Source organism: Burkholderia sp. BCC0397, assembly GCF_902832865.1.
Classification (GTDB): domain Bacteria; phylum Pseudomonadota; class Gammaproteobacteria; order Burkholderiales; family Burkholderiaceae; genus Burkholderia.
The window spans coordinates 324,821-350,766 of sequence record NZ_CADFDL010000005.1 but is presented as its reverse complement, the minus strand read 5'-3'; the positions used below and the strand labels follow the sequence as shown (position 1 = coordinate 350,766).

At 66.7% G+C, this 25,946-nt stretch carries 15 protein-coding genes; 6 read left to right on the top strand and 9 right to left on the bottom strand.

Translation table 11 applies throughout. The features are described 5' to 3' along the window. The first annotated feature begins 58 nt into the window (after positions 1 to 58). Together HWX03_RS19020 and gspK are read left to right on the top strand one after the other, a co-directional pair. On the top strand, positions 59 to 622 hold the full coding sequence (locus tag HWX03_RS19020; protein WP_175872238.1) for a hypothetical protein: 564 nt from the start codon (positions 59 to 61) through the stop codon (positions 620 to 622). 32 nt (positions 623 to 654) lie between these two features. Next, entirely contained in the window at positions 655 to 1,650 is a 996-nt protein-coding gene (gene gspK, locus HWX03_RS19015) for a type II secretion system minor pseudopilin GspK (protein ID WP_175872237.1), read from the top strand. A gap of 85 nt (positions 1,651 to 1,735) precedes the next feature. On the opposite strand, the gene HWX03_RS19010 is transcribed toward gspK, so the two are convergent. Continuing rightward, positions 1,736 to 3,406, bottom strand: a complete 1,671-nt coding sequence (locus HWX03_RS19010; protein ID WP_175872236.1) for a type II toxin-antitoxin system Phd/YefM family antitoxin — start codon at positions 3,404 to 3,406, stop codon at positions 1,736 to 1,738. A gap of 164 nt (positions 3,407 to 3,570) precedes the next feature. On the opposite strand from HWX03_RS19010, the gene HWX03_RS19005 reads away from it, so the two are divergent. Further along, positions 3,571 to 4,383: a hypothetical protein gene (locus HWX03_RS19005; RefSeq protein WP_175872235.1), complete on the top strand. Its 813-nt coding sequence runs from the start codon at positions 3,571 to 3,573 to the stop codon at positions 4,381 to 4,383. Positions 4,384 to 4,525: 142 nt separating this feature from the next. Here HWX03_RS19005 and HWX03_RS19000 read toward each other — a convergent pair whose 3' ends face one another. The 6 genes from HWX03_RS19000 to gspG all read right to left on the bottom strand — a co-directional run bounded on the left by HWX03_RS19000 (position 4,526) and on the right by gspG (position 8,487). Further along, entirely contained in the window at positions 4,526 to 4,786 is a 261-nt protein-coding gene (locus tag HWX03_RS19000) for a DUF4880 domain-containing protein (RefSeq protein WP_244132674.1), read from the bottom strand. A gap of 264 nt (positions 4,787 to 5,050) precedes the next feature. Further along, a complete protein-coding gene (locus HWX03_RS18995; protein WP_175872234.1) occupies positions 5,051 to 6,046 on the bottom strand; it encodes a FecR domain-containing protein in 996 nt (331 codons plus the stop codon). 11 nt (positions 6,047 to 6,057) lie between these two features. Then, complete coding sequence (locus tag HWX03_RS18990) at positions 6,058 to 6,606, bottom strand: RNA polymerase sigma factor (RefSeq protein ID WP_011354683.1); 549 nt, start codon at positions 6,604 to 6,606, stop codon at positions 6,058 to 6,060. A gap of 6 nt (positions 6,607 to 6,612) precedes the next feature. Further along, positions 6,613 to 7,359: a secretin and TonB N-terminal domain-containing protein gene (locus HWX03_RS18985; protein ID WP_175872233.1), complete on the bottom strand. Its 747-nt coding sequence runs from the start codon at positions 7,357 to 7,359 to the stop codon at positions 6,613 to 6,615. Positions 7,360 to 7,553: 194 nt separating this feature from the next. After that, positions 7,554 to 8,057, bottom strand: a complete 504-nt coding sequence (locus HWX03_RS18980) for a GspH/FimT family pseudopilin (protein ID WP_244132672.1) — start codon at positions 8,055 to 8,057, stop codon at positions 7,554 to 7,556. Positions 8,058 to 8,061: 4 nt separating this feature from the next. Then, positions 8,062 to 8,487 (bottom strand): type II secretion system major pseudopilin GspG, encoded by a 426-nt coding sequence (gene gspG / locus HWX03_RS18975; RefSeq protein WP_175872231.1) that lies wholly within the window; start codon positions 8,485 to 8,487, stop codon positions 8,062 to 8,064. Between the two features lie 132 nt (positions 8,488 to 8,619). On the opposite strand from gspG, the gene HWX03_RS18970 reads away from it, so the two are divergent. Further along, positions 8,620 to 9,063, top strand: a complete 444-nt coding sequence (locus tag HWX03_RS18970) for a general secretion pathway protein GspC (protein ID WP_175872230.1) — start codon at positions 8,620 to 8,622, stop codon at positions 9,061 to 9,063. A gap of 8 nt (positions 9,064 to 9,071) precedes the next feature. Here HWX03_RS18970 and gspF read toward each other — a convergent pair whose 3' ends face one another. After that, on the bottom strand, positions 9,072 to 10,289 hold the full coding sequence (gene gspF, locus HWX03_RS18965) for a type II secretion system inner membrane protein GspF (RefSeq protein WP_175872229.1): 1,218 nt from the start codon (positions 10,287 to 10,289) through the stop codon (positions 9,072 to 9,074). Positions 10,290 to 10,951: 662 nt separating this feature from the next. Between gspF and HWX03_RS18960 the strand changes: the two genes are divergently transcribed. Together HWX03_RS18960 and HWX03_RS18955 are read left to right on the top strand one after the other, a co-directional pair. Then, complete coding sequence (locus tag HWX03_RS18960) at positions 10,952 to 12,265, top strand: substrate-binding domain-containing protein (RefSeq protein ID WP_175872228.1); 1,314 nt, start codon at positions 10,952 to 10,954, stop codon at positions 12,263 to 12,265. 146 nt (positions 12,266 to 12,411) lie between these two features. Further along, on the top strand, positions 12,412 to 12,789 hold the full coding sequence (locus tag HWX03_RS18955; protein ID WP_175872311.1) for a substrate-binding domain-containing protein: 378 nt from the start codon (positions 12,412 to 12,414) through the stop codon (positions 12,787 to 12,789). 209 nt (positions 12,790 to 12,998) lie between these two features. Here the strand turns inward: HWX03_RS18955 and HWX03_RS18950 are convergent, their stop codons facing one another. Beyond that, positions 12,999 to 25,775, bottom strand: coding sequence for a filamentous haemagglutinin family protein (locus HWX03_RS18950; protein ID WP_175872227.1), 12,777 nt, complete (start codon positions 25,773 to 25,775; stop codon positions 12,999 to 13,001). Between the last annotated feature and the right edge of the window lie 171 nt (positions 25,776 to 25,946).

Sequence of the window (25,946 nt, the reverse complement as noted above, 5' to 3'; positions counted from 1 at the left end):
CGGCTGTTCGCTTCGTCCTAACTATTGAGAACAGAACACGTCAACGACAGGACACTCCATGTCATTCGCTACGATGCTCGTGCGGTGGCTCGCCGGGCGGTTGTCCGGCGCCACCGGAATGCCGGGCCGATCGCTTCCGTCCGCCGCTCATGCCGCGTCGAATCCGCCGCTGCGTTGGCGCGCGCCGTGGCTCGCGTGGCAACTGCTGTCGTGGTCCGCGCTCACGCTGCTCGCGCCGCCGATCTGGATGATCGGCACGCTGCTGCTGATCAATCCGTCGAGTGACCAGCCGCTGTTCTGGGCGCTCGCGATGGCGATCGTGCCGGTCGCCAACGGGGTCGCGATCGTCGCGACGAACCAGCGGCATCACCGCACGCCGTTCACCCGGCGCCCCGCGGTTGCAGCGCACACGTTCGCGATCGCGATGATCGTCAGCTGCACGCTGTTCGTGCTGCTGCTGTGGCGCTCGCACGCGATCGCCGGCCTCGTCGGCCCGCTTGCCGACGACGGCATGCGTCCCGCGACGCTCGCGTGCTGGGTCGCGGGGCTCGCCGCGCTGTTCGGCGTCACGTCATCTGCGCATGCGAGCATCGCGCATGCGTGGCTGGCGTTCGAGGTGTGAGCGCGCCGCGCCGACACTGCGGGGGCACGCGGATGCATCGATACGGGACAGGACGGACGGCGCACGCACGGCGCGAACGCGGCATCGCGATCGTGACGGTGCTGCTCGTCGTCGCGCTGGCGGCCACGCTCGCGGCCACCGTGCTGTGGCGCCAGCAGGTCGCGACGCGCGACGTCGAGAACCAGCGGCTCGCGACACAGACGATGTGGATCGAGCGCGCCGCGGTCGAGTGGGCACGCGCGACGCTGCGCGCGCAAAGCGCGACGTCGAACGTGACGTTCGCCGGCCAGCCGTGGTCGTTGCCGGTCGCCGACGTGCCGCTCTCGGACCTGCTGCCGTCCGACGCGCTGGCGGTCAATGCCGAACTGTCGCGCGCGTCGATCTCGGGCAGCGTCGAGGACGCGCAGGCGCGCTTCAACCTGATGAACCTCGTATCGCGCGCCGCGCCCGGCAAGCCGTGGCAGTCCAGCGGCGAAGGCGTGCTGGCGTACCGGCGCCTGCTCGGCCAGCTGTCGCTCGATCCGGCGCTCGCGCAACCGACGGCCGACTACATGCTGCGCTCGCTGCGCGACGCGAACGGCCCAGGCGGCTGGCCGCTGCAGCTCGTGTCCGTCGACGATCTCGCACGCATTCCCGGCTACGACGCGCATGCGATCGAAGCACTCGCGCCGTTCGTCACGATCCTGCCCGACCTGACCGTCGTCAACGCGAACACCGCGACCGAACCGGTGCTGGTCGCCGCGATCCCGACGCTGTCGGCGAGCCAGGCCAAGCGGCTCGTCGACCGGCGCGCGACTGCATACTTCGTCAGCACCGGCGACATCGCCGAGTACCTGCTGCCCGCGCAGGGCGGCAACCCGACGTTGCCGGACGGCTCGGCCGTCGGCGTGAACAGCGGCTATTTCATCGTGCATTGCCGCGTGCATTCGGCACGGATCAACGCGCGCATCGACACGCTGATCGCGCGCTACGGCAGCGGCAATTTCGCGTGGACGTCGGTCATCTGGGTGCGGCGGCTCACGAGTTGAGGCCGCAGGCCGCATGCGCCGGCGCGGCGAGCCGCCTGCCGGGCCAACCGGCGATCACCGCCCCGCACTTCCGGATCGGCACGCGCTAATTCAGCGACGATTCGCTCAACGTCACCGCGCGGATGCCCAGCGACGCGGCGGCATCGAACGACAGCCGCGTGAGGCTCGTCTCGCGCACTTCGCCGAGCAGCCGGTTCCAGTCGTCGATCGACACGAGCAGCGCGATCGGCCGGTTGTACTTGGTGATCATCACGAGCGCCTCGCCCGCGTGCCGCAGCGCCTTCGACGGATTGCTGCTGAAGTCGCGCGTGGCCATCGCGATCGTGCGCAGGCTGAATACGTGCGCGGCCGGATCGCCACCGTCGTCGTGTAGCAGGCGTTCGAGCGTCGCCGCGCGCAGCAGCGCCTGCGATTTCGCGGACAGCCGGTTGTCGCGGCGCCTGCGCCGTTCGCTGCGAGGATCGACGTGCACGGCCAGCATCCGCACGATCTGGCCGAGCGTCGACGCGGGCAACTGGTCGTAGCGCCGCCACCAGTCGGGCGGCAGCGCGATCATCATCCCCGGGTAGGTGGCCGCGACGCCGTCGGCGATGTGTGCCGGCACGCGTTGCGCGTCGCGTTCGTCGAGGCCGAGCGCGCCGGCGACGACGCGCGTCATCACGCTGAACGCGTTGTATGCGAGTGCCGCGATGCCGCTCGCGAGCAGCGATGCGCGCGCGGGCACGCCGCCGAACGGCGCGCCGCCCGGCACGGGATCGAGCGGCAACGGCAGTGCATCGCGCCAGCGGCGGCGCGACAACTGGATGATCCGGCATGCATCGAACGGGTCGACCGGCAGGTTCGTCAGCACCTCAACCGTCGCAACCGTGTTGCGATCGGGCTCGTGACCGCGCCATTCGATTCGCCTGAGCGTACCGGCCGCGCCGCCGTCGCCCGCGATGCCGACGGCCTGCTCGCGCACGGTACCGCCGTCCAGCAGGCCGGCTTCGCGCCAGTCGCCGAGCGGCCGGCACGCGGCGTGGCCGCCGCCGTCGCGCAGCACGAACGCGCCGCCGCGGCGCGGCCATCCCGACACGATCGCATCGGTATCGAAACGGCCGTCGATGAGCCACAGCTCGCCGGGCCGCACCGTTTCCAGCAGCGCGCCGACGAATGCGCGTTCGTGCGCACGGCCGCGCTCGAGCGGCAGCAGGTCGACGATCATCGCGAGATCCGGATCGTAGACGGGCAACACGCGTGCGCCCGTCATGCCTAGCGCGGCGTCGCGCGCCGGGTCGTCGCAAGCGTGGCCGCAACCGCAACCGGCGGCGCCGGGCGCGCAACCGTCGCCCGCGCCGTCCAGCACGCGCAGCCGCATCCCGCCGGACACGTGCGCCCGTTCGTCCGCTCGCCCCGCCGCGACGGGCAACAGCAGATCGACGCTGTCCCTGACGAGCGCGCGCCCCCAGCCGGCCCGCCATCGGCTCATGCCGTCGTGAAGCGCAGCCACGGCGGCGCCGGACACGGACGATACGTTTCCAGCCCTCGCCTGCGGCGAATGCGGGATATGCGGGGTCTGCAGGTGCGCGGCAATCGCCGCGATCGCGTCGACCGCCAGCGCGAACAGCGTCTCGCGAATCGACTCGTCGTCGGGTTCTTCGTCGGCTTCGGCCGCCGTGCCGATCCAGTCGTCATGCAGCGCACACTGCAGCACGAGCCGCGTCATGATCGTCATCGGGCTCTGTTCGACGAAGCGTTCCACGATCGTGCGCATCATCCGGTCACTCCCCACTGTTCGGCCCGGTGTGCCGGCCAGCCTGCGTCGCGGCGCAATCGCACTTGACGGGCCGCGCGCGACCCCGCAGCATCGTGGGCGACCCGATCCGCGCGACGATGCGCCGTCGCGGCGGTCCGCCCGCAATCGATGCACGAGGCACCGGCATGTACGTAGATCCCCGCGTGGCGCACGGCCGCGCCCGGTTCGACCTGAGCGGCTCCCCGCGGCTCGTCGCCGACGAGCGCCGCTGGGAGATCAGCGACATCGTCACGCGCGGCCTCGACGATTTCACGGGCGTGCGCAATCGCCGCAACCTGCTGCGGCTGCTCGAACGCCAGATCGCGCCGAAACTCGTGCGCCTCGGGCTCGAACCGTACGTCGGCGCGCTCGGTCACGCGGAAGGGCTGTTCGTCCATTTCTCGACGATGAGCGCCGAGCACGGCTTGCGTGAATTCCAGCTTCAGTTGACGGTGCCCGACCTCGTGCTGCGCAGCTTCGCGTCGAACGTGATCCGGCCGCACGCGGTCGCGCGCTGCATGCAGCGCAACGGCGTGATGTCGCTGGCGGAAATCGAGCATGAGACGCGCATCGCGTTCGTCATGGCACGCGTGATGCGCGCGCTGGCCCTCGCGGAGGGCTGGCAGCAGATCGGCGTGCCGACGCCGCACGGGCTGTTCGTCGGCACGCTGACGGACGCGCGCGACGTCGCGATGAATACCTATTTCCGCCCCGGCGACAACGACCGCCCGTCGCGCTGGAGCGGCTTCTCCGCCCTCTTCTCGACGATGCCGGACTGGCGGCCGGAACAGGTCCGGCACGGCGGCGAACTGCTGCAATGGATGGTCAACCATATCGTGGCCCTGCAAGAATCCGCACCGTTCGTCGAACGCTTTCCGTTTCTGCGCGAGCCGCTGCGCGACGCCGACGATCCGCTCGACGCCGCCTGGATCGGCGCGCGCGCCGACCACCGTGCGTGAACGGTGGTCCGGGAGCCCATTCCGGCTCCCGGCCCCGGTCTCCGCCTCTCGGCCCCTCTGTACGGCCCCTCGCTCTCTCGTATACAAGGTCGAAGCGGGCGCGCCTAACCCGCAGACTTTCTTGCGACGCCCGGGCACCGCGTCAATGCGTGCGCGGCGACCCGCCCGGCTCGCCGGGCTCCTGGCGACCGACCGTCTCCAGCACGGCCCACATCCAGATCAGCTCGCGGACCGTGCGCGCATGCTCGTCGCTCTGCGCGCGCCAGCGCCCGAAAGCGTCGCGTTCCCGTTCAGTCGTGTCGCCGGCGCGCAGCCACAGCAGCCAGCGCACCGCGCCCTCGCGGATCGCGTCGGCGCGCGTGTCCGCGTCGCCGGAATCCGACTCCCGTTGCGATTCGTTCATGATCACGCCACCGCCCGAAGCTCCCTCGACACACATCCCCCCACCGCGCATCACCGCGCGGCCGGGGCGCTTGCCACCCACGCCTCGGGTCCGACGACGCCCCGCCGGGCCATCGCGAACGACAGCCCGGCGTTTGCCGGCCCTCATGGATAAGGTCGTATCGAGGGGCCGTAACCCGCAGCGCGGGCGGCCGCGAAGCAGGCGGACGCACCGCCTGGCGAAGACGAGGAGAAAGGAAGAAAGCGGATGACGCGGGAAGCCGCGTCAGCTCAGCAGCACGATGTTGCCGGGCAGGCGCGTGATGTGCGCGCCGTACAGGCGGCCGACCATGTCGATCACGTCGTCGAGCCGCGTGATCGGGAACTGCGCCTGCATCCGGTTCGCGCCGAGCGACGCGCTGCGCAGGATGACCTTGCCGCGCCGGTAGCGGTTGATCTCGTCGACGACGTCCGACAGCGGCACGCCGTTGAACACCAGCATGCCGCGCCGCCACGCGCTGACGGCGACCGGATCGATCCGCGACACCGGCTGCACGCCGCGATCGTCGTAGACGACCTGATCGTCGGCGTTCAACGTACGCGCGCCGCGCGGATGCTCGAGCGCGACCGTGCCGGACAGGCAGGTCACGCACACCTGCGAGCCCGTGCGCCGCACGTTGAAGCGCGCGACCGTCGCCTGCATGCGGCCGCCGCCCGCCACCACCGTGACCGGCTGGATCGGCGTCGCGCGGCCAGCCGGCGGCGCGACCGCATCGATTTCCGCCTCGCCCGCGACGACTTCGACGCCATGCGCGGCATCGCTCGCGGGCAGCACGTCGAGACGCGTTTGCGTATTCAGTTCGACCGTCACGCGCGACGACAGCGCGACGCTGCGCTGTTCGCCGGTACCGGTGTGATAGTCGGCCGCGAGTTCGCCAAGCGACAGCCACATCTGCATCGGTGGGCGCACCGCGAGCCATGACGCGCCGGCCGCGACCGCGAAGCCGATGAACGCGCGCCGCCCGGTGCGCATCGTGCGCTCGCGCTTGGCAACATCTGCCCAGGCAGCGGCCGTGCGTTCCTCGTGCGAAAGCTCGGTCGCCGCCGTACGCAGCGAACTCCAGGTATCGCGCAGCAGATCGGCGGCTTGCGGACGATCGGCACACCAGCGCTCGAACGCATCGGCTTCGGCCTGGCTCGCTTCTCCCGAGCGCAGACGCAGCAGCCACGCACTCGCTTCGTCGAGTTCGTCGTGGGCAGGTTGGGCCTGGGCTTTCGTCATCGTCCGGATGCTCAAAATTTGCGCGGGCCGCCTCGCGTGCCCGTGTACGGATCACCGTCTTCCTGCATGCGTTGCAGGCAGTACTTCATCGCCGCGCTCAGCTCGCTTTCGACGAGCCTCAGCGAAATGCCGAAATGCTCGGCGATCTCGCGGTTCAGCAGGCCGTCCACGCGAGCGGCCAGCAGGATCGCGCGGCGTCGCGGCGGCAGGCCGCGCAGCACGTCCTTCAGCGTCTCGACCTTGCGGCGCGCCGCGACGATGCGCTCGGGATCGGCCAGTTCGTCGGGCATTTCGAGCAGCGTCTCGACGTCGTCGTCGTGCAGATGCCGCCGTTCGCGCCGATGCTGGTCGATCGCGACATTGTTCGCCATCCCGAGTATATAGGCGTCCGCGTTCGTCACCTGCGTGGAGACGTTCGCGTTCTCGAGGCGCAGCCAGGTTTCGTGCAGCGCGTCGGCGGCGCCGTCCTTCGACCCCGTCACGCGTTCGAGCCGCCTGACCAGGTACGCGTAGCGCGTCGCCAGCAGATTCCGGAGCCCGGAGCGGTTGCTGTCGGACATGGCGGCCTAGCCCCGAACGGCCGGCTGCGGCGCCGGGCAACGGAAATGCACGCCGTTGCCGGCCGGGCGCAGCAGGATCGTGACCGGCTGCGGCAAGTCCGCCGGCGGCGCGTCGTCCAGCTTCAGCGCGCGCAGCGCGCGCATCACCGCCGCGTCGCGGACGGCCGAACCGCTCGATGCCACCATGTTGACCGCCACCACCGCCCCCCTGTTGTCGATGCGCACCTGCGCGACGAGTCGATAGCTGCCCGGCACGGCCGCCGGCTGCGCGCACAGCGCATCGATCAGATGCGCCTGCAGCAGGCCCGCGAACGCGCGCCGATCGCCGGCATCGCCGATCCCGTCGATCGGCAGCGCGGCATCCGCCGGCGTGTCGGCCGGAGCAGGCGGCGTCTCGGCGGCCTGCCGCGCGACGATGATCGCTTCGTCCGGACGCGAGAATTCCGCACGCAACCCCGTTCCCGCCAGCATCCGCTCGAGCGCGTCGCGCGGCGCGAAATCGCCCTGGACCGGCGCACTCGTGCGCCCGTCGAGCAGCGGCGCCGGCGCCAGCACGATCAGCTCCGTGAGCCGCGCGAAGTCCTGCAAGGTCTTCGCGAGCGGCTGCGCGGGCAGATCGAAATGCACCGCGCTGCCCGGCTGGCGGCCGATGGAACCGGTCTCCTGCGCGTACGCGCCGCGCATGCACAGCACGACGAACGCGAGCCACGCGACGAGCGCCAGGACACCGGTCGGCGCCCGTGAACGAGTCATGAATCCCTGGACGGAAGTGGAGTTGCACGCTGCGTGCCGAAGCGCGCACCCCCGTGAACGGCTCGGTCGCAAGCGAACGACAGATTGTGAGCGGGCACTGTGACAGTCAGGTGAAGCGTATCGCCGCGCGACTCGATCGCGCCGCACCGCTTTCGTGCATCACCGATTCGCATGCGCACCACGACGCCTGCCGCTCATGGCCGGCGCACGACGAAGTTGCCAATGCCCGTGCCGACGACGGCCATCCGCACATCGCCGGACCACAGCGTGATCGTCACCGGCACATCGATGCTTTCGCTGCCGAGCACGAGCCGCGACGGCGTTTCGCCGCCGCCTGTATAACGCACCGACACGCCCGTCACCTCGCTGCCCCAGCGGCGTGCGCGATACAGGTCGTCGGTCATCGGCGCCCAGCCGCCGCTTTCGGTGCGCTGTACGAAGCGATAGCCGCCGCCGACCGGCTGCCATGCGATCGGCATCGAGCGCACCTGCGCTTCGTCGCCCGCCGATTCGAGCAGGTTCGCCAGGCGCTGCGCCTCCTCGGCGAGATCGGTGCGGCGATTGCGCGACGGCGCGAGCGTCACGACCGCGACCAGCAACCCGACGATCAGCAGCACGACGAGCATCTCCAGCAGCGTGAAGCCTGCTGCACGGCGGGCCACTAGCGGCCGCCGCTTCCCGATGCGCGCGATCGTCATGCCGTCACTGCCACGAGCCGATGTCCGCATCGTTCCCCTCGCCGCCCGGTTTGCCGTCCGCACCGTAGCTGAACACGTCGATCGCGCCGTGCGCGCCCGGGTTCAGGTATTGATACGCATTGCCCCACGGATCTTTGGGCAACCGCTCAAGATAGCCACCGTCCTTCCAGTTGTTCGGCGCCGGATCGACCGTCGGCTTCTGCACCAGCGCGGTCAGCCCCTGCTCCTGCGACGGATAACGCCCGTTGTCGAGGCGATACAAGTTCAGCGACTGCATCATCGTGCCGATGTCCTGCTTCGCGGCGATGCGGCGCGCCTCGTCGGGACGGCTCATGATCTTCGGCACGATCAGCGCCGCGAGAATCCCGAGGATCGCGACCACCACCATGATCTCGATCAGCGTGAAGCCGCGTTGCAGGCGCCGATGCATCGGTCCTCCCGGTCGCGCCACCTGCGATGTGCGCGCTTCGTCGTGCCCCGTCATCATGCATTCACCCTTGCGTCAAAGAATGGAAAGCGTCTTGCGTCTTCTTTCTTCCGTCATCCGAACCGATCGATCGCCATGAAACCGCTCGCCCTGCTCCGTACCATTCCGTCCCCCGCCGATTTCGTGCCCGTCGCCGCCACGCTCGCCGCAGCGGCTGCGCTCGTCGCCGTGTCGCTGTGGGCCGTGCACGTGCTGACCGCGGCCGATGCACCGGTTGCGGCCCCTGCGCCGCGCGCGCCGATCGACGTCACGGCCGGCGCACGACTCTTCGGTGCGAAACCCGACGACGGCCGCGATGCCATCCAGCTGCTCGGCGTGCTCGCGTTCGACGCGCGCCGTGCGGCCGCGATCGTCAGCGTCGGCGGCGATGCATCGCGTGTCGTCTCGCTCGGCGCCACGATCGGCGAAGCCGCGAAGCTCGCCGAGGTGCGCGCGCGCTCGATCGTCGTCGACCGCAACGGGCTGCAACGCGAGATTGCGCTGCCCGCCACCGAGAAAGCCAACGCGTTCGTGCGCTGAGCCGCGCGTCACTGCACCATGTTGTTCAGCTCGATGATCGGCATCATCACCGCGAGCACGATCACGAGCACCACGCCGCCCATCGCGAGGATCAGCAGCGGTTCGAGCAAGCTCGTGAGAAACATCGTGCGGCGCTCCAGTTCGCGCGACTCGCCTTCGGATGCCCGATCGAGCATCGTCGTCACGTCGCCGGTCGCTTCGCCCGAGCGGATCAGGTGCACGAGCACCGGCGGGAACGTCTTCGTATGGGCCAGCGCGCGCGACAGCGCGGAGCCTTCGCGCACGCGGACGATCGCGTCGTCGACGTTCGCGCGCATCGCACGGTTCGACAACGTCTCGCCGGCTGCCTGCAACGCGCGCAGGATCGGCACGCCGGCCGCCGTGAGAATGCCCAGCGTGCTCGCGAAGCGCACCGTGTTGTAGCCGCGCACGAGCTTGCCGGCGAGCGGTGCGGTCAGCACCCACGTGTCGAACCTGAGCCGCGGCGCATCGCGCGACAGCACCTTGCGGATCGCATAGACGATCGCGACCGTCGCCGCGAGCGACGCCCACCACCAGTGCCGCACGAAGTCCGACAGCGCGAGCATCACGACCGTCAGCGTCGGCAGTTGCTGCTTGGTGCTGGTGAATACGTTGGCGACCTGCGGCACCACGTAGCTCAGCAGGAACGTGACGATGCCGAACGCGATCAGCGTGACGATGCCCGGATACGTGAACGCGAGCAGGATCTTTTGTTTCAGCGCGTTGCTTTGTTCGATGTAGTCGGCCAGGCGCGACAGCACGATACCCAGCTTGCCCGTGTGCTCGCCGGCCGCGACGAGCGCTCGATAGATTTCCGGGAAATCGCGCGGATGCTGGCTCAACGCATTCGCGAACGAATGGCCGCCGACGATTTCCGCGCGGATCGACGCCATCAGCTCGCGCACGTATTCGCGCTCGGCCTGCTCGCTCAGCACCGACAGCGATTCGTCGAGCGGCAGGCCCGCGACCAGCAGGCTCGCGAGCTGGCGCGTGAGGATCGCCTGCTCGCGCTGCGACAGCTTGCGGCCGAGCGACAACCGTTGATGACGTTCGCCGTGCAGGCGCTGCGCGGCGAGTTCGACGACGAGCGGCGTGAGCCCCTGCGTGCGCAGATGGCTGCGGCCGGCGCGTGCGCTATCGGCTTCGAGCACGCCTTTCAGCGTGCGGCCGGTGGGATCGATCGCTTCGTAGCGGAATGCCGACATGCCGATGCTCTCCTGTCACGTGCGCGACTGCTTTCGATGGCGTCGCGCAGCATGCCGGACGGAGTCGCCGGGGAAGACTACGGAGCAAACCGGCGCAAATTTGTGACGGATGTTGGGCTACCTTTTTGACGGGCTTTATTACCTGACGTCGTTATTCTTATAACGTAAAAACGATTACACCATTACCCAGCCAATTAATCGATCACACATTAAATACACGCGACGGTCATCGGCCTTCCATTTACAGACTCGCGCGACAACCCGGAGAAATACATCAAAGTGGAAGATATTCATCGACGTGCAGAATGTTCCGTAACATCCGCCACAAAACCGTCTTGAAGTTGGGATAGGCCTGCCCGGACTCGCAGGCTGCGTCAACGGTCTCCATCAAGCATGATGCGGGCCCCCGCGCGCTATCCGCCGAATGATTGCGGCTGAATCCCAGTATCTGGACGCTCCAGCTTGTGCCGAATGACGCTCCCATCGACGCTTTATCAACTCAAATAACTCAATAAATTTCTCGATAAAAATGTTACGCACCATTCGTTATGAAAAATTCACACGCGTCATTCTGATTTCAACCTACATTTACCCGGCGGTCCATAAGCATTCCAACCGCAGTAGCAGGGGTTCCCGTTTATCTTCGTCCAAGGAAATTTCTCATGAAATCCAGCAAGCGCAAGATCTGTCAAGTCCTCGCTCTCGTTGTTTCCGGTCTGGGCGCCACGGCCGCGATGGCCGCGGACATCCACGGCGGCGGTTCGTCGCTCGTCGCCCCGACCATCGGCGCGATCGGCAACGCCGCGACCGAAATCGGCCTGTTCGGCACCGCCGAAGGCTCGTTCACGTATTACTCGGTGGGCTCGGGTGCCGGCCAGAACGCATTCCTGAACAACCAGCCGACGTACTTCGGCTCGACGGTCACGGGCACGGTCCACTTCGCGAACAGCGACGCGGCGCTGTCGAGCGCCCAGCTCACGTCGTACAAGACGAGCCCCGGCCTCGGCGCGACCAACGGTCCGCTGATCCAGATTCCGTACATCGTCACGCCGATCACGATTCCGGTCGTCAACGGCCCGGCCGTGACGAGCACGACGACGCCGCAAACGACGCCGGGTCAGGCGCACAGCATCGCGCTGAACGACGACGATCTGTGCGGGATCTTCTCGGGCAAGCTGACGAACTGGAACCAGGTCATCAACCCGCAAACGGGTTCGGCGTACACGACGACCAGCTCGCCGATCAAGGTCGTCTATCGTGCGGACGGCAGCGGCACGACGGAACTGCTGACCCGACACCTGGCCACGCCCACTGTCTGTACGACGAACAATACGGCGACCGGCGTAACGTTCGTCGATTCGCTGACGTTCACGGCGTCGTTCCCGAGCGGCGTGCCGTCGAACTTCGTTGCGGCTTCCGGCAGCGGCGGCGTGCGCACCGCGCTCACGTCGCTGTCCTCGGCCGGCACGGCCGCGATCGCCTACCTGAGCCCGGACTACACGAACACGTTCCTCGCCCCGTCGAGCACGGTCGTGACGCCGGCCGGCGCACTGCAACTGCCGGTGGCGAGCCTCGTGAACAAGACGAACGGCGTTTACTACGCACCGACGTATGCGAATGCGACGACGGCCCTGAGCACGGCGACGGTTCCGAGCGGCCAGGCTCGCGCCGCCAACCAGGCAAACTGGGTGCCGAACGTCGGCAATCCGGGTTCGGGTTATCCGGTTTCCGGCACCAGCCAGATCATCCTGAGCCAGTGCTACGCGGATTCCACCGTCAAGACCGCTGTGCATGATTTCCTGAACGCTCACTTCACGGATGCCCGCTTCGCGTCGATCGTTCACGGCAACGGTTTCGACACCGTGTCGTCGAACTTCCAAACGGCGATTTCGGCTGACTTCCTGAGCAACACGAGCGGTTACAACCTCGACATCGGCAACACAAGCGTCTGCACGGGCACGGTCACCGGTCGTTAAGCAGTTGGCGGACTGAATGGTCCGCGGCTGACTCGACTGCGCCCCCGGTTACCGGGGGCGCAGTTTTCAACTGTAATATAGATATCACGCTGCAGAATGCAGACATCACGACGTACTAGACCGGCTTTGGCACGACCAACGACCCGCTGATCCGGATTCCGTATGTCATTACGCCGATCACGATTCCTATCGCCAATGGACCGACCGTAACCAGCACGACAACGCCGCAGACGACACCCAACCAAGCACGCTGCATCGCGCTGAACGACGACGATCTCTGTGGCATCTTCTCAGGCAAGCTCACAAACTGGAACCAAGTTTCCAATCCAGAAACTGGTTTGAGCTACTCATTCAATGCTCCGATCACGGTCATCTATCTTCCCGGAGGCGACGAAGGCACGAACAGGATGCCAAGCCGCCATCTGGCCTCCGTCTGCACACCCTCCAATACAGCTTCAGGTGTCACATTTGTCGAGGCCATCATGTTCGCAGCTTCGTTCCCGAACGGACGTGTCCCGGCATAACGCGAGCGTCTGCACGGGTCAGGTTATCGGTCTCCAAGTAATCTTCGAGAATTTCTTGCGCTCGTCACAACTTAGACCCTGAGTCACGATGCACGGAACGTTTCACCCGTGAATCTCCTACGATCGACGCATGCACGGTTCGTCCCCTCTTCAGTCAATATAAACACGAGCCGCCAGCCAGGCTGACGGCTCACGTCCATTGCCTCCTTTCAGATCTTACCTAGCCGCGCGCGCTCTTCGGCCGTGAGCGTTGCCCGTTGCGACGGCCCCGTCTGCCCGAAACCGAGGATCGACACCGCGCTCGACGGGTCATAGCCAACCTGCTGCTTGTGCTTCTTCCCGCCGTCGCCGTTCGCATCGCCGAACCCCTCGACCTGCACCGAGATCGTCCAGCGCCGTACCGCCCCACCTGACGCGTTGTTCTTCGCGATATCCTGCGCAACCTGGGTCGCGGCAGATGCCGCCGAACTCGCGGCCGTCAATGCGCCCGTGTTCACCGCCTGTACGAGCGGAATACCGCTTGCCTTGCCGGTCACCTGTATGTTGTCAGCGTTCACGACGCGCAGCGCCGCAACGTTCAGGTTGCCCGCACGAATTCCCGCATCGCCCGCATCGACCGTGCCGCGCGGCGCGATCAGATTGATCGTCCCGATCGGCACACCCGGTACGCTCTGCAACGTCGCGATGCCCGCTCCCGTGACCTGCCCGCGTGCATCGACCGTGCAGTAGTGGTTCGCATCGCATACGTATTGCGGCGCCGGCGTATCGGCCGACGACTTTGCCCCCTTGCCTGCGTTGATGTCGCCGTTCGAGCTCCAGATCGTCATGTCGCCACCCTGCTCGGTGAAGATCCGGCTCTGCGCCAGCAGGACACTGCGGTCCGTAAAGATGTCGATGTCACCCTTCTCGAGGGTAAGGATCCCCATCGTTCCGGGCCCGGCAATCGTCTTGCCGGTAGTAGCATTGACGATCTGCGGCGGTGCGGATGTACTGCCGATCAGCGCCTGTCCACCCGGGCCGAGAATCGATACGTTACCGCCCTGCTGTGTCTGGATCGTCGTGCTGCGAATGTCCAGGTCGCCCGTATCGATCAACTTGTTCGCACCGTTGCTGCCGCCGCCGAGATTGTTGGCCGTGTAGCCCAGCGAAGCCGGGAACATCGTATTGAGCGCCTCGTAGCCGCGCGCGTATTTCTGATAGTACGGACTGGCCGGGTTGTTGTAATCCTCACCGACGCTGGCCAGCACCTTGAACAGCACCTGCTCGGCAAAGAGCTGCTGGACATACTGCGGCAATGCCTTGAATTTCGACCAGGCCTCGTCCGCACTCAACGGCTTAACCGCCGGCTGATCGTTGACTAGCCCCGTGTCGACCGAGAGCCCCGCCTCGTATTGCTCCATGAACGTGACGAGCGCGGGCGTCGCGCTGGAAACACCCGGCACGGACTTCGCCGGATCGACATACGTCGAAACGAACGACGCAGTGTCGATGCCCGGCCCAACACCGAACAGCACATTGACGCTCGCACTTTCATGCGGCAAATACGGGTTGTTTGCATTCCCGATTGCATCAATCCCCGTCGCAACCCCCTGCCGAGGATAACTTCCGTCACCGAGGCTCGCATAGGCTTGCGCCTGACTCGTCAGCGGCCCGATATTTCTGCCTGCTTCGACATCGAACATCCCGGGGCCGCCGAGCATCAGCGCTGGTATGACCAATCCACCGAACGGCGCGTCGTAGATGTCTCGCCCTGCGACGATGCGCGTCACATCCGACTTGCGTAGGTTTTGTCCAGAGAACGCCAGATTCACGATGTCACGCCCTGCCTGAACCAAAGCGGGCTTGTCTATCACGACAGGTACCAGATTTCCGTAGGAACCGGAGGTACCGCCGGTCGTCTGCAAGACGCCATCGACGATATCGCCATTCAGACTATAGATTCGCGCCGGTACGGTATCGTCGCCATGCAGGGCAACCGGATCATGAGCCGCCGCCGATGCAATCGTCGGGTTCGCGACGAGAACATTCGGCTTCGCCGGGGACGGCATCGAGGACGGATCGACATCGAGCATGCCGAACGCAGGAAACCCGCTGACAATCAATCCGTTGACACTGGACAGATTGACGGACTGGTCGGCAATCAGGCTAAGGTTGCCGTCCGCCGACGGATAGAGCAAGCCGCTCGCCGCCACCGTGATGCCACCGTCAAACGCAGTGAGGTTCACCGACGCCGGCAGAACGGACGACAAATCGTTCACCCCCGGCAGATCCGAATTGGTCGCTCCGCCGCCGATCAGGCCGACTGCCGAGAGCGTGCCGATCGCGACGTCACCCGTCGTCGATACGATATTGACGGCGGACGTCGACGAATAGCCCTTCATGTCGGCCTGTAGCTTGTACGCACCCAACAGCGCATTGCTCTGCGCATACGACGGGTCGAACACGCGCCCGATGCTGACGCCTTGTCGCGCGCTTACGTCGAGCACGCCATCCTGTGTCGCCAGCAGCGTATCCATCGTTACCGGGGGGCTGCCGAGAAATTGCGAAGGCACCGCAATGTCCGATCCGATCTTCCCGCCAGCCGTGATCGTTCCCGTTCCCTTCGCAACGAAATAGCCGCCGCTCAGAATATCGCCGCCGGCCCGCACCGTCAGGTTGCCGCCGCCGACCGTATTGACGGTCGGGGTGTCCGTATTGGCGCTGGTCACCCACCATGTGGTCGGCAACGACACCGACAGGTCCGAGATATTCCCGCCCGCCGACACGGACACATTCCCACCCGCGCTCAACACACCTTGATCGAATGCGCCGAAGTTGATCGACGTCTGGACCGTCTGCATCACGGGATTGGTTGCACCGACCAGGCCCGTCGGATTGCCGATCTGCATCCACTGCCACCAGAACTGGCTGATGTTGGTGCCGGTCCGTCCGGTCACCGTTCCGTTCGTATCGGTCAGGTATTCGGCGCCAGCGATGTCGCCCTGTGCATGGATCGTGATGTCACCTGCCGAATCGGGGCTGACTGTCGGCGTAATCAAAATGTCCTGGTAACCGGTTCCGGCATGCACGATCGCCAACGTGGGGCTGCCCGACGGTGCAGACGCCGCAGGTGCGCCACCCGTATAAATCACGCCCGGAACGACTACATGCGTATCGTTCGCTTGCGCGGCACCCGCATCGAACAATGCGACGTTGCTGCCCGCTGCCACGTCAATCGCTCCCGTGCCTGTACGGATCATCGTCGGTGCAAGCACGGCAAACCCGCTGCTGTCGACGTACGTCGTATGGCCATCGAAGGTCACGCTCTTGCCGCTCGTTGTTCCTCCTGCCGTCAACGGCTGAAGCGCGAGCGGATTCGTGCTGTTCAGATCGGCGCCCGCCACTACACGGAACGAACTGCTTGCTCCGCCTGTCAGCGACGCGGACTGCAACGGGATCGGATTGGTCGCAACGGGTGTCGGTGACGGTGAGTTGTCAGTCACGGCCGGCAAGTCGATCGTGGGCGTCGTGATCACTGCAACGGGTTGAACGGCGGGCGCCGCAGGAACGTCCACCAGAGGAAACTTGGCGGTCTGATCCTTGAATCGAACCGAGTCGGCCAGATATTTCTGATACTCATTCAGATAAATCAGGTAGGACCCGGGATTCGCCGCTTGCTCGGAAGCGGACGGCGCAGTTGGCGCCTTGGGTTGCCCGGCAACCACACCGGCACTGTTGCTCCGCAGCTTGTCGACGATACCGATGTTGGTGAAACTCGGATCCAGTACAAGAATCGACGAAAGACTGGTTGCGGTCTGATCAAGGAAATTGGCATACGCCATATAGAGTGCGTAGTATTCCGCGATTTCGTCCGGAGTACCGCCAACGGGTTGCCCAGGGGCGAACGCCTCATTTTTCTTCGCGTAGTACCAGATTCCATAGCCGTAAACTGCGTTGTAACCTGACGCCAGTTTGAAAATGGCGTACGCCGCGCTCAGCGTCGACAACGGCGGCACCGCAATCGTCCCTCCGCCGCCCAACGGGTTCGCGATCTGGAAGAACCCGTCCGACAGGCTCGCATTCACCTTCACGTTGTTCTCGGCACGCAACGTCACGACCGGCGCCTGCCCGTCGAAGCGAAACGCGAGATTCGTCGGCGATGCACCCGCGCCGAGGTTCCAGTTCGTCAGCACCTGAATATCGCCGCCGTTGATCGCCGGGCTCGGGTTGTCGAGCTCGATCCCCGGCACGATGCGTGCGTTCGCGATGTTCTTGCCGGCAAACGGATCGACCAGCGTATCGAGCCCGTGCTGTACAAACCCCATCAGCGTGCCCGGTGCCGCGGTCGACGCATCGCCGTTCTGATATCCGTAGAAGGTCTGGTGATCCGTATTCGCGCCGCCGCTCGCGGGCGCGAAGTACATGTTGTTCAGCCCGCCAAAGCCAATGTCTTTATCACCGCCTTGAAGCCGCACCTGCGTGATAGTCGACGATACTCCCGTCGTCTGGTTCGTCAGCGTGCCGCCGCCCGAACCGTCAGGCGCGAACGAGAACGTCGCCGGCGTGCCGGACGTTCCTTGTGCCGTGAACGTGCCGGCCAACAGATGCCCGCTCTTGTCATACCATCCCGCCGGGTCGATGACGCCGTCGAAGTGCTGCGCCCCCGTCGTCGCGTCCGTCGTGCTCCATACCGCATATGCCTCGAGCGTCGTCGCGCGCGAGCCGACGATGCCCTTGCCGTCGTTGAACGTATCCGGCAGGTTGACCTTCACGCCGTTGTCGGCCAGTAGCGGCGCGCGGAAATTCACCGTGCCGCCCGACAAACCACCGGCCGTCCCGCCCGACACGTCGATCAGCGCATTCGCGCCGAGCGTAATGGCGCCCGCGTTCGCACGCAGGATGTTCTCGTAACCGTAGGTTGCGTTGTACGCGACCGAGTTGCCGTTCGCGTCGACGATCGTCGGGTCGAACAATGCCGTCGTGCCAATGTTGATCTTGCCGCCGCGCTGGTTCGGATCGGAGCCGCGTGCCAGCAGCGAACCTTCGATGTCCACGCCGTTGCGGCCGTACAGGTCGATCTCGCCGCCTGCCTTGCCGGACGCGTCGATCGTCCCGAGCACGTTCACGTTGCCGTTTGCCGTATCGGCCAAGCTTCCCGAACCGCCGTCGGCCGTCAGCAGCACCGAGTGCGCGGTCAGCGTGTTGCCCTGCGACAGCGTCAGGTTGCCCATCTTCGTGTGGACGGTGATCGCCTGGTTCACGCCGCTCGATGCAAGCGTCTTCGACAGCGCATCGAGGTCCGCAGCACCACCGGTATTCAGCGAGAACGACCCGCCCGCATAACCGCTCGCCGCGCCGCCCTTGATCGTGCCGTTCAGGTTCACGACCTGTTGCGGCGCCGACAGCGAAAGGCTGCCTGCCGCGCCACCGCCGCTGGCCCCGGAGAAATCGAGCGTCGAGCCCACCTGCACGTCGACGGTGCCTGCATCGGCCGTCAGCGTGATCGAGCCTGCCGGCGCGTAGCGCGTCACATCGAAAAACTGTTTCGACACGCCCGCCGCGCTGACCGTCGATCCGCCGCCGATCGTCAGGTTGCCGGTCGTCGCCTCGAGCGTCACGTTGCCGGCCGGCGCGCTGATCGTCGCGCCGTTGTCGACGACGGTACCGCCGATGAAGGTCCATGCGCCGCCGACCACATCGCGCTTCAATGCCGTGCCCGACGCCCCGTTCAGCGTCAGTGCGCCCGTCGTCTTCACGGTGGCGGCCGAGCTCGTATCGGCAAGGTAGACCGGCGCATTGAGCGTGACCGGCAATGCGCCGAAGTCGAACGTGCCGGTACCCTGTCCGACGATGCCGCCCGTCGCGTTCATCACCGCCGAGCCGAAGCCGCTGGCCGCCTTCGTGCCCGTGCCGAAGTCGATCTCTTTCGCGTTGACCGTCAGCGTGCCGTTTCCGGCCGTCGTCGTGCCGGGCGCAGCGCCCATCTCGTTCGTGAACGCGACCTGCTGCGCATTCAGCGTGACGTGGCCGCCATCGCTCGTGAACGTGCCCGCACTCAGATCGACGCCGTTGCCGAACGTCGCGTTCACGTCGCCGACGAAACCGATCGCGCCGTAGCTGCGCAGCGTGACCTGCTGCGCGTTCGCGAACTGCGCGAGGCCGGCCGGATCGACGACGAAGCCCGGCAGGCTCGCCGCCGAGGCACCGCTCGCGTTGGTGAACGTAATCGCGGAGCCGTCCGCCGTGATCGCCTTGGCCGACAGCGCGGCGGACGGATCGACCTTCAGGTCGCCGGACGAATCGAGCAGCAACGCTTGGCCGCCCGCGAGCGTCGCGCCCGCGCCGACCGCCAGCAAGCCATTGCCCGTGCCGCCCGTGCGCGTCAGCGGTGCCATCGCGCCGTTCGACACGCGCAGCAACGCGCCGTCGCCGGCGATCGCGAGCGGCTGATCCTTGGCTGCCGGGTAATCGCCCTGCGCGGCGATCGACGCACCGGCATCGACGCGCAACCCGTTTGCCGCGTTCGGATCCGTGCCGCTGCCGTCGGTTTTCGTGACGAGCAGGATCTCGGGGCCCTTCAGCGCCGTGTTGCCGTCGTTCGACACGACGACGCTGTTCGCGATCGGTGTGATCGTGACACCGCTCGTCGTCGCCGCGCGCGTGCCGCCGATCAGCAGGCTGCCCACGTTCAGCGAATCGAGCGCGTCGCTGCCGATCTGCAGATAGCCCGGCAACGCCGCGCTGCCGTTACCGGTGATCTGGATGTCCTGCGACGCGATGTCGACCTGAGCCGGCGCGCCGCCCGCACCGGCGGCCGCATTCAGCGTCGCGCCGAGCGTCAGCGCCTTCGTCGCCGCCAGCACCAGTTGACCGCCGTCCACCGGTAGCGGCGGCGTCACGTTGCCCTTCGTCGCGGCGAGTTTCGTGAAATACGCGTTCGCGCCCGTCATCGTGTATTGCGAGTACTGCTGCCACACGCTGTTCGACTGCACGTTGAACAGCGTCGGCGTCGCGCTTCGGCTGCCCGTCAACGCGTCGGCGAAATAGCCGGCCGTCACGACCGTGCCGTCCTGCAGCACCTGGCTCGCGCCCGGCACGAGATTGCCGGCCGTGCTCGACACCGTGACGCGATACGCGCCCGGCAGCGTCGCGTACTTGCCCGGCAGCAGCGTGTAGTAGCCGGGCGCCAGCCCAGGCACGCCCGACAGATACACGGCCTTGCCGACCGGGTCGGTCAGGCTCGCCTGCCCGACGCCCATCGTCGCCGTCGCGGTCGTTGCCGTGCCGTTTGCGTTGGTGGAAGGCTGTACCGTCTGTGCGAGGGTCGGGTCATACGCCGCGACCGGCGACTGCTTGCCCGGCACGATCGCATACACGTTCCCAGCCCCGACATTGACCGGCACGGCCGTCCCGCCCTTGCCGCTCGCAAAGCTCACGTTGTATTGCGACAGCACGTCGCGCGTGCCGCCGGTGCCCGGCACCCATTCGATGGCCTGCAGGTCGCCGCCGCCGGACAGGTCGATCGTCGCGCCCTTGTCGAGCGCGACGTTGCTGCCGTTCACGCCGACGTATTTCGCGGGCGGCGCGGTCAGGTCGGGCGTCGTCGTGTTGCCGGCAAGCGGATTGAACTGCCACTCGACCCCGTCGATCGTCGTGCCGTACGGAATGACCGCGCGGCCGTTCGAGACCGACGTCACGCTTCCGTTCGCCAGCTTGACCGAATCCGTTGCAACGAGCGAAAGACCCGCGAACTGCGCTTGCGTCGCCGCATTCGACGGATCGCCCACGCCGAACACGATCGTGCCGGACGGCGCGCGCACCGTGCCGCCCTGCACGATGTTCGTCGCGTCCACGAGCAGCGCGCCGCCCGCCGACAACGGCGTGCCCGACACGCCGTTCGACGCGAACGTGACCGTCGTCGGCGCCAGTTTGCCGGTCGTCGAATCGCTCGGGCCGACCGCAGCGACGACGAACATGCTGCCGGTCGACGGATACAGATCCGCCGCCTTGAAGGCCAGATCGCCTGGCGTATAAAGAATCCCCGGCGGGGTGCCGGCCGCGGACTGACCCGCGTTCGTCGAGCTCAGGCGTATATCGCCGCTGCTCGTGAAGTTCGCATGAGCGAAATTGTTGAGCTGGGCCTGGTTCTTCAGATCGATGAAGGTTGCGTTCACGTTCAGCGTCGCGTCGGACAGTGCCGCGATCGGATTGAACTGGGGCGACTGTGACTGGATGAGCGGCCCCGACAACGCCACGTACGGTGCATCGATCTCGACCGTCGTGCCCAACGATGGCTGCGGTTGCGCGAGCAAGCCGTCGACGGCGGCCGCGAGCGTCCCGTCGGCCTTGCGCGCGGGCGTCGACAACAGCGACGACAGTTGCCCCATGCCGACGGCGGCGACGCGCCCTGTGTTCAACGTCACGGATTCCGGCAACGACAGCGTGACGTTGCCGGCAAACAGGATCGGGGTCGATTGCGCGCCGTTGGGCGGTGTGCCGCTGCCCAATACCAGATTCGCGATACCGGATCCGTCGAGCCGGTCGGCCGCGAATTGAATGATGCCGCTCGACTGCCCGATCGGCAAGCCGGTGGTCGAATCGATCGCCGACGAGAAACTCTGCCCGGGCATCAGGCCCGCCGGCACGAATGTACCGTCCTGCCGCACGACGAGCGCAGTGGCGGTCGAGCCGTTACTCTGCGGGCTCGCCTGGCTCGGCACGATCGTCAGCGTGCCGCCCCGCGCTTGCGCGGCACCCGGACGCCCGGCCAGCGTCGCATCCGCGAACAGGCCGTTCGCCGCCGACAGCGTGATCGAGCCGGCGTCGCTCCAGGCCGGCTGCGACGCGTATGTGCCATTGGACTGCAACTGGTCGAATGTCGTCGACATGCCGGATACGTCGATCTTCGAGCCCGACTGCGCTACCACGTAACCCGTATCGCTCGACATCGTGACCGAGCCGCCCGCCAACACCTTGCCCGTGTTCGGCACGACCGTCGTCGCGCCGATCTTGACCGGCGCCGCAATCGGATTGGTCAATGCGGTGCCCGATACGTCGAGTGACGCGTCCGCACCAAGCCAGACCGACTGGCTCGCGCTCATGAAACCGGTACTGAACTGCCCGGCCTGCGCGTTCGTGCCGTTCCCGTCCGCGCTCAGCGTGATCGACCCGCCCGGCGCGACGATCGAGCCGAGTACGGTTACCTGCGCCGGCGAGCCAAGGCCGATGCTCGCGCCGGCATCCGCGTGAATCGACGCACCTTCCGACAGCGTGACCGCACCGGTCACGCCCGGATACGACGGCGTGGCAGCGGGCTGGCCCTGCCGCCACGACGTATCGTTGCCGGCCGTCAGGACGAGATCCGTTGCCTGCCGGTGATAGGCATCGAGCTGGCCGATCGTGGTCAGGCTGCCCGCCGCCAGGTTCGCACCGGTGGCCGCCTGCTGAAGCGCGAACATGTCCGGAATACGATTCAATTGCGTGACGGCAACCGACGCGCCGGGCGCGACCGTCGTGTCGTAGAACGCATTCAGCACATACTTGCCGAAGCCCTGCCGTGCAAAGAAGCTTTCCGGGAGATAGACGTCCCATGGCGACGCGGCGGCTTCGGCACCGCCGATCCGGAATCCGAGCGCCTGCAGCGTGAGCGTGCCGCCGCCCGAAAACCCTTCGCTCAGGATCGTGCCGCCCAGTGCGATCGTGCCGGCCGTCGGCTGCACGCTGGGCAAGGTCGGCGCGCCGTCCGACCCGCCAAACTGTTTCAGCGGTGTCGCAGAATACGCCTGCAACGTCACATTTCCACCGCGTCCGGCAGGCACGCCGTTCTGCATCAGCAGTTGGCCGTTGGACAACATTTGGCCGCCGCCCGATACGTCCAGTACGCTGCCTGGCTGCAGCAGCACCGAACCCGAGGTGTCGCCCACCAGCCCGCCGCCGATAACGTTCGATCCGAGCAACGCGGAGAGCGTGATGCTGCCGCCGTTGATGAACTGGCTGTTGCCGGGCGTCGTACCCGGTGCCGCCTGCACATCGTTGTTCACCCACTGCCCCGCGGCACTGATCGCGCCCTGCGGGCCGACGATCACGTTGCCGCCGCTCGTGATCGAAATCACGCCCGACGGCGCGGACAGGCGGCCTACCACGTTGACGTCGGTACCGGCCACCGGGCTGTTGACGGTGATGGAACCGCCTGGCTGCAAGTTCAACTGCGTGCCTTGCGGCACGACGATGCCCTTGCCGCCGACCTTGTCCTCGGTCACGTTCAGGTTCGCAAAGCCGCCGTTGTTCAACGTCGCGACCGGCACCACGGTAGTCGTCAACACGTTGCGCGGGTCGTTCGCGGGCAACGCCTGCAGCGCCGTCTTGTCGAGCGGCGTATCGATCGAGAAGCCCGGCGCGATGTCGGCGAGCCGCGGCGCATTGTCCTGCAGCACCACGAGGCCGGCGGTACCCGACGCGACATCGTTGTTGTTCGACGTCAGGTGCACCAGCGCCGCGCCGTCGAGCTTCGGATCGGCGCCGAGGTTGAACGTCCCGCCGCTCGGCAGGCTGTTGCCCTGCATCTGCATCTGCTTCGCGCCGCCGAACGCCTGTGCGCTGATGTCGCCGTCCAGCACCGTGGACTGCAACCCGTAGATATCGAGCGTGCCCGCGTTGCCGCCGACGATGTAGTCGCCCTGATACGTGCCCGTCGTCTGCAGCGGGTTGTACCAGGACTTCGTCACGCCCCAGCGCGGATGCGACTCGACGAACTGGCCCGCGACACCGACGTAGGTGTCGTACGGGCTCGCCTTGTCGATCGGCACGATTGCGCCGTTGGCATCGACCAGCCGCGTCGTGTTGACGATCCCACCGTCGACATGCACATAGCCGCCGTTCAGGTTCATCGACGAACCGGTCGCGGTCATCACCTCGTTGCCCGACAACGTGATCGAACCGCCGTTGGTCAGCAACTGGTCGACGGTGCGCGGAATCAGGTTCACATAGCCCGACAGATTCAGGATCGGGCTGCCGACCCACGATACGCCGTCGCTGCGCGTGCCCGTCAGCGTGCTGTCGAACACGAGATTCTTGTACCCGAGCAGAAACCCGTTGCGCAGCAGCGGCGAATCGGCGAGTTCGTTCTGGCCGATGCGGTCGACCGTCACGAGCGTCTGCGCGATCGGCACCTCGACGTTCGCGAGACCCGACACGTCGATCGTCGCACCGCTGTCGACATAGATCCGGCCCGGCACGGCCGTCTGGCCGGCCGGCGCCTGCGCGCCCGATGCGGAAGGCGTCAGCGCCGTGACGGACACCTTCGAGCCGGGCGCCTCGATCAGCGAGCCGCCCTGGAACCAGACCGAGCCGGCCGTCATCCCGATGCTGCCCGGCGTGAAGGTTGCGCCGGGCGTCGACGGCGTCGTCTGGCCGTTGCCGTCCGGCATCACCGTCGTCACCGAATCGGGCCCGAAGCTCAGCAGGCCCGCGCGACTCGTGGTGCTGCCGGTGCTTTGCTGGCTCGTCGTCACGATCCCCTGCCCGAGATACCCGGCGCCGGTCGGATTGTTGGAGGAATATTCGTCGACCGTGGAAATCGTGATCGTGCCCGGTGAGTTGACGCTCGTCGTCACGCCCACCACGCCGTTCTGCGCGACGCGGCTACCGAGCAGGTTCACGTTGCCGCGCGCGGCCTCGACGATGCCGGTATTGATCAGCGTGCCGGCCGGCGTGATGTCGGTCGTCTGGCCGTTCGGGCCGAGCAGCGCGATCTTTCCGCTGAGCTCCGGCAGCAGCACCTGAGGATTGATCTGCGGGCCGCCTGCAGGCAGCAGACTCACCCCGACGCCGGCCGCGAGCACTACCTGCCCGTCCGTCGCCTTGATATGCCCCGCGTTCGTCACGTTCGGCGCAGCGATCATCACGAAGCCGCCGTCGCTCGCGTTGCCGTTCGCGTGCGTGGTGATCGATGCACCCTGCTCGATGGTGACGTCGCCCCACGGCTGATACTGGCTCGCGGACGTGAGATTGACCTGGTTGCCGAGACCGAGCACCTCGTTCGGAACCCGGCTGTTGCCGTTCGTCCCGGCGGAGCTGCCCGACTCCGGATATGCGAGCCCGCCCGTCGTTCCCGCCGGCAAACTCAGGAACTGCTTGTTGCTCGCGACGATCCCCGCGGCATCCTGCGCGAGACTGCTGTCCGTCACAACCGGAACCCGGTTCTGCAGGGTCTGGTTGTAGTTGTTCATGTTCAGCACGTCGAGCGACGACGCCACCAGCGAATGCACGTTCACCTGCGACCCGGCGCCGAACAGCACGCCGTTCCGGTTGATCACATACACCGCCCCTTGCGCGGTGATGTTCCCGAGAATCTGGCTCGGCCTGCCGCTCGGATCGTTGATCCGGTTCAGCACGGCCCAGTTGTTCGCGCCATTGGTCTGCGTACCGCCCGACTGGTCGAAGTTCAGCGTCGTCTGCCGGCCGACGTTCATCGTCTCCCACGTCAGCACCGCGTTCTGCCCGGTCTGCTTCACGTCGACGTTCACGTGGCCGCTCGCGTCGGTATTCTGCGTCGGCGCATTCGCGTTGAACCACAGCACCGGATTGTTCGTATCGCCCGACGCGCCCGCCGCCACCTGCAGCCCGCCCGGCGCCAGCCCGTTCGGCACGGTCGACGGCAGCTTCGCCGCGGCCGCCGCCGCATTCTGCTGCGCGGCGATCTGCGCGGCGATCGCGTGCGCGGCATAGCCGAGGTTGCGGATCGACGGCTGGCTCGCCTGCAGCGCCTGCTGCGGCGACACGCCGAGATTCGGCATGCCCGGCACCCCGCCGGCACCGCCCGCGCCGCCGCCGGACACACGTGCGGTCGCCTGCCCGAGGTTCGTGATGCCCGCCGCATGCGCATGCGCGGACACGCCCGCCGCGAGCATCAGCACGACCGCCCGGTAAAGCGGGCTCAGCTCCGATTTCAGGACCGACCGCGAGGCCGTTGCGCGAAGTTGCCGTTCCGTACGTGCGCGTGCTGCCATTCTTGCCACCCCGATGCTAGGAATTTGCGCGCGGCGCCGGGCCGGCACCGCACATGTCGTTGCGCCCGAAACAGGCCGCTGGAATCCGAAGACCATACGAAGCGCGAATGGCAGCGACATGGCGACTGTTACGGACCATTCCGGCCGCTGTGAAAAGGTCCGTAGCTTTTG

Coding starts and splice junctions, on each gene's coding strand:
- HWX03_RS19020 (WP_175872238.1), top strand. CDS start 59: ATGTCATTCGCTACGATGCTCGTGCGGTGGCTCGCCGGGCGGTTGTCC.
- gspK (WP_175872237.1), top strand. CDS start 655: ATGCATCGATACGGGACAGGACGGACGGCGCACGCACGGCGCGAACGC.
- HWX03_RS19010 (WP_175872236.1), bottom strand. CDS start 3,406: ATGATGCGCACGATCGTGGAACGCTTCGTCGAACAGAGCCCGATGACG.
- HWX03_RS19005 (WP_175872235.1), top strand. CDS start 3,571: ATGTACGTAGATCCCCGCGTGGCGCACGGCCGCGCCCGGTTCGACCTG.
- HWX03_RS19000 (WP_244132674.1), bottom strand. CDS start 4,786: ATGAACGAATCGCAACGGGAGTCGGATTCCGGCGACGCGGACACGCGC.
- HWX03_RS18995 (WP_175872234.1), bottom strand. CDS start 6,046: ATGACGAAAGCCCAGGCCCAACCTGCCCACGACGAACTCGACGAAGCG.
- HWX03_RS18990 (WP_011354683.1), bottom strand. CDS start 6,606: ATGTCCGACAGCAACCGCTCCGGGCTCCGGAATCTGCTGGCGACGCGC.
- HWX03_RS18985 (WP_175872233.1), bottom strand. CDS start 7,359: ATGACTCGTTCACGGGCGCCGACCGGTGTCCTGGCGCTCGTCGCGTGG.
- HWX03_RS18980 (WP_244132672.1), bottom strand. CDS start 8,057: ATGACGATCGCGCGCATCGGGAAGCGGCGGCCGCTAGTGGCCCGCCGT.
- gspG (WP_175872231.1), bottom strand. CDS start 8,487: ATGCATCGGCGCCTGCAACGCGGCTTCACGCTGATCGAGATCATGGTG.
- HWX03_RS18970 (WP_175872230.1), top strand. CDS start 8,620: ATGAAACCGCTCGCCCTGCTCCGTACCATTCCGTCCCCCGCCGATTTC.
- gspF (WP_175872229.1), bottom strand. CDS start 10,289: ATGTCGGCATTCCGCTACGAAGCGATCGATCCCACCGGCCGCACGCTG.
- HWX03_RS18960 (WP_175872228.1), top strand. CDS start 10,952: ATGAAATCCAGCAAGCGCAAGATCTGTCAAGTCCTCGCTCTCGTTGTT.
- HWX03_RS18950 (WP_175872227.1), bottom strand. CDS start 25,775: ATGGCAGCACGCGCACGTACGGAACGGCAACTTCGCGCAACGGCCTCG.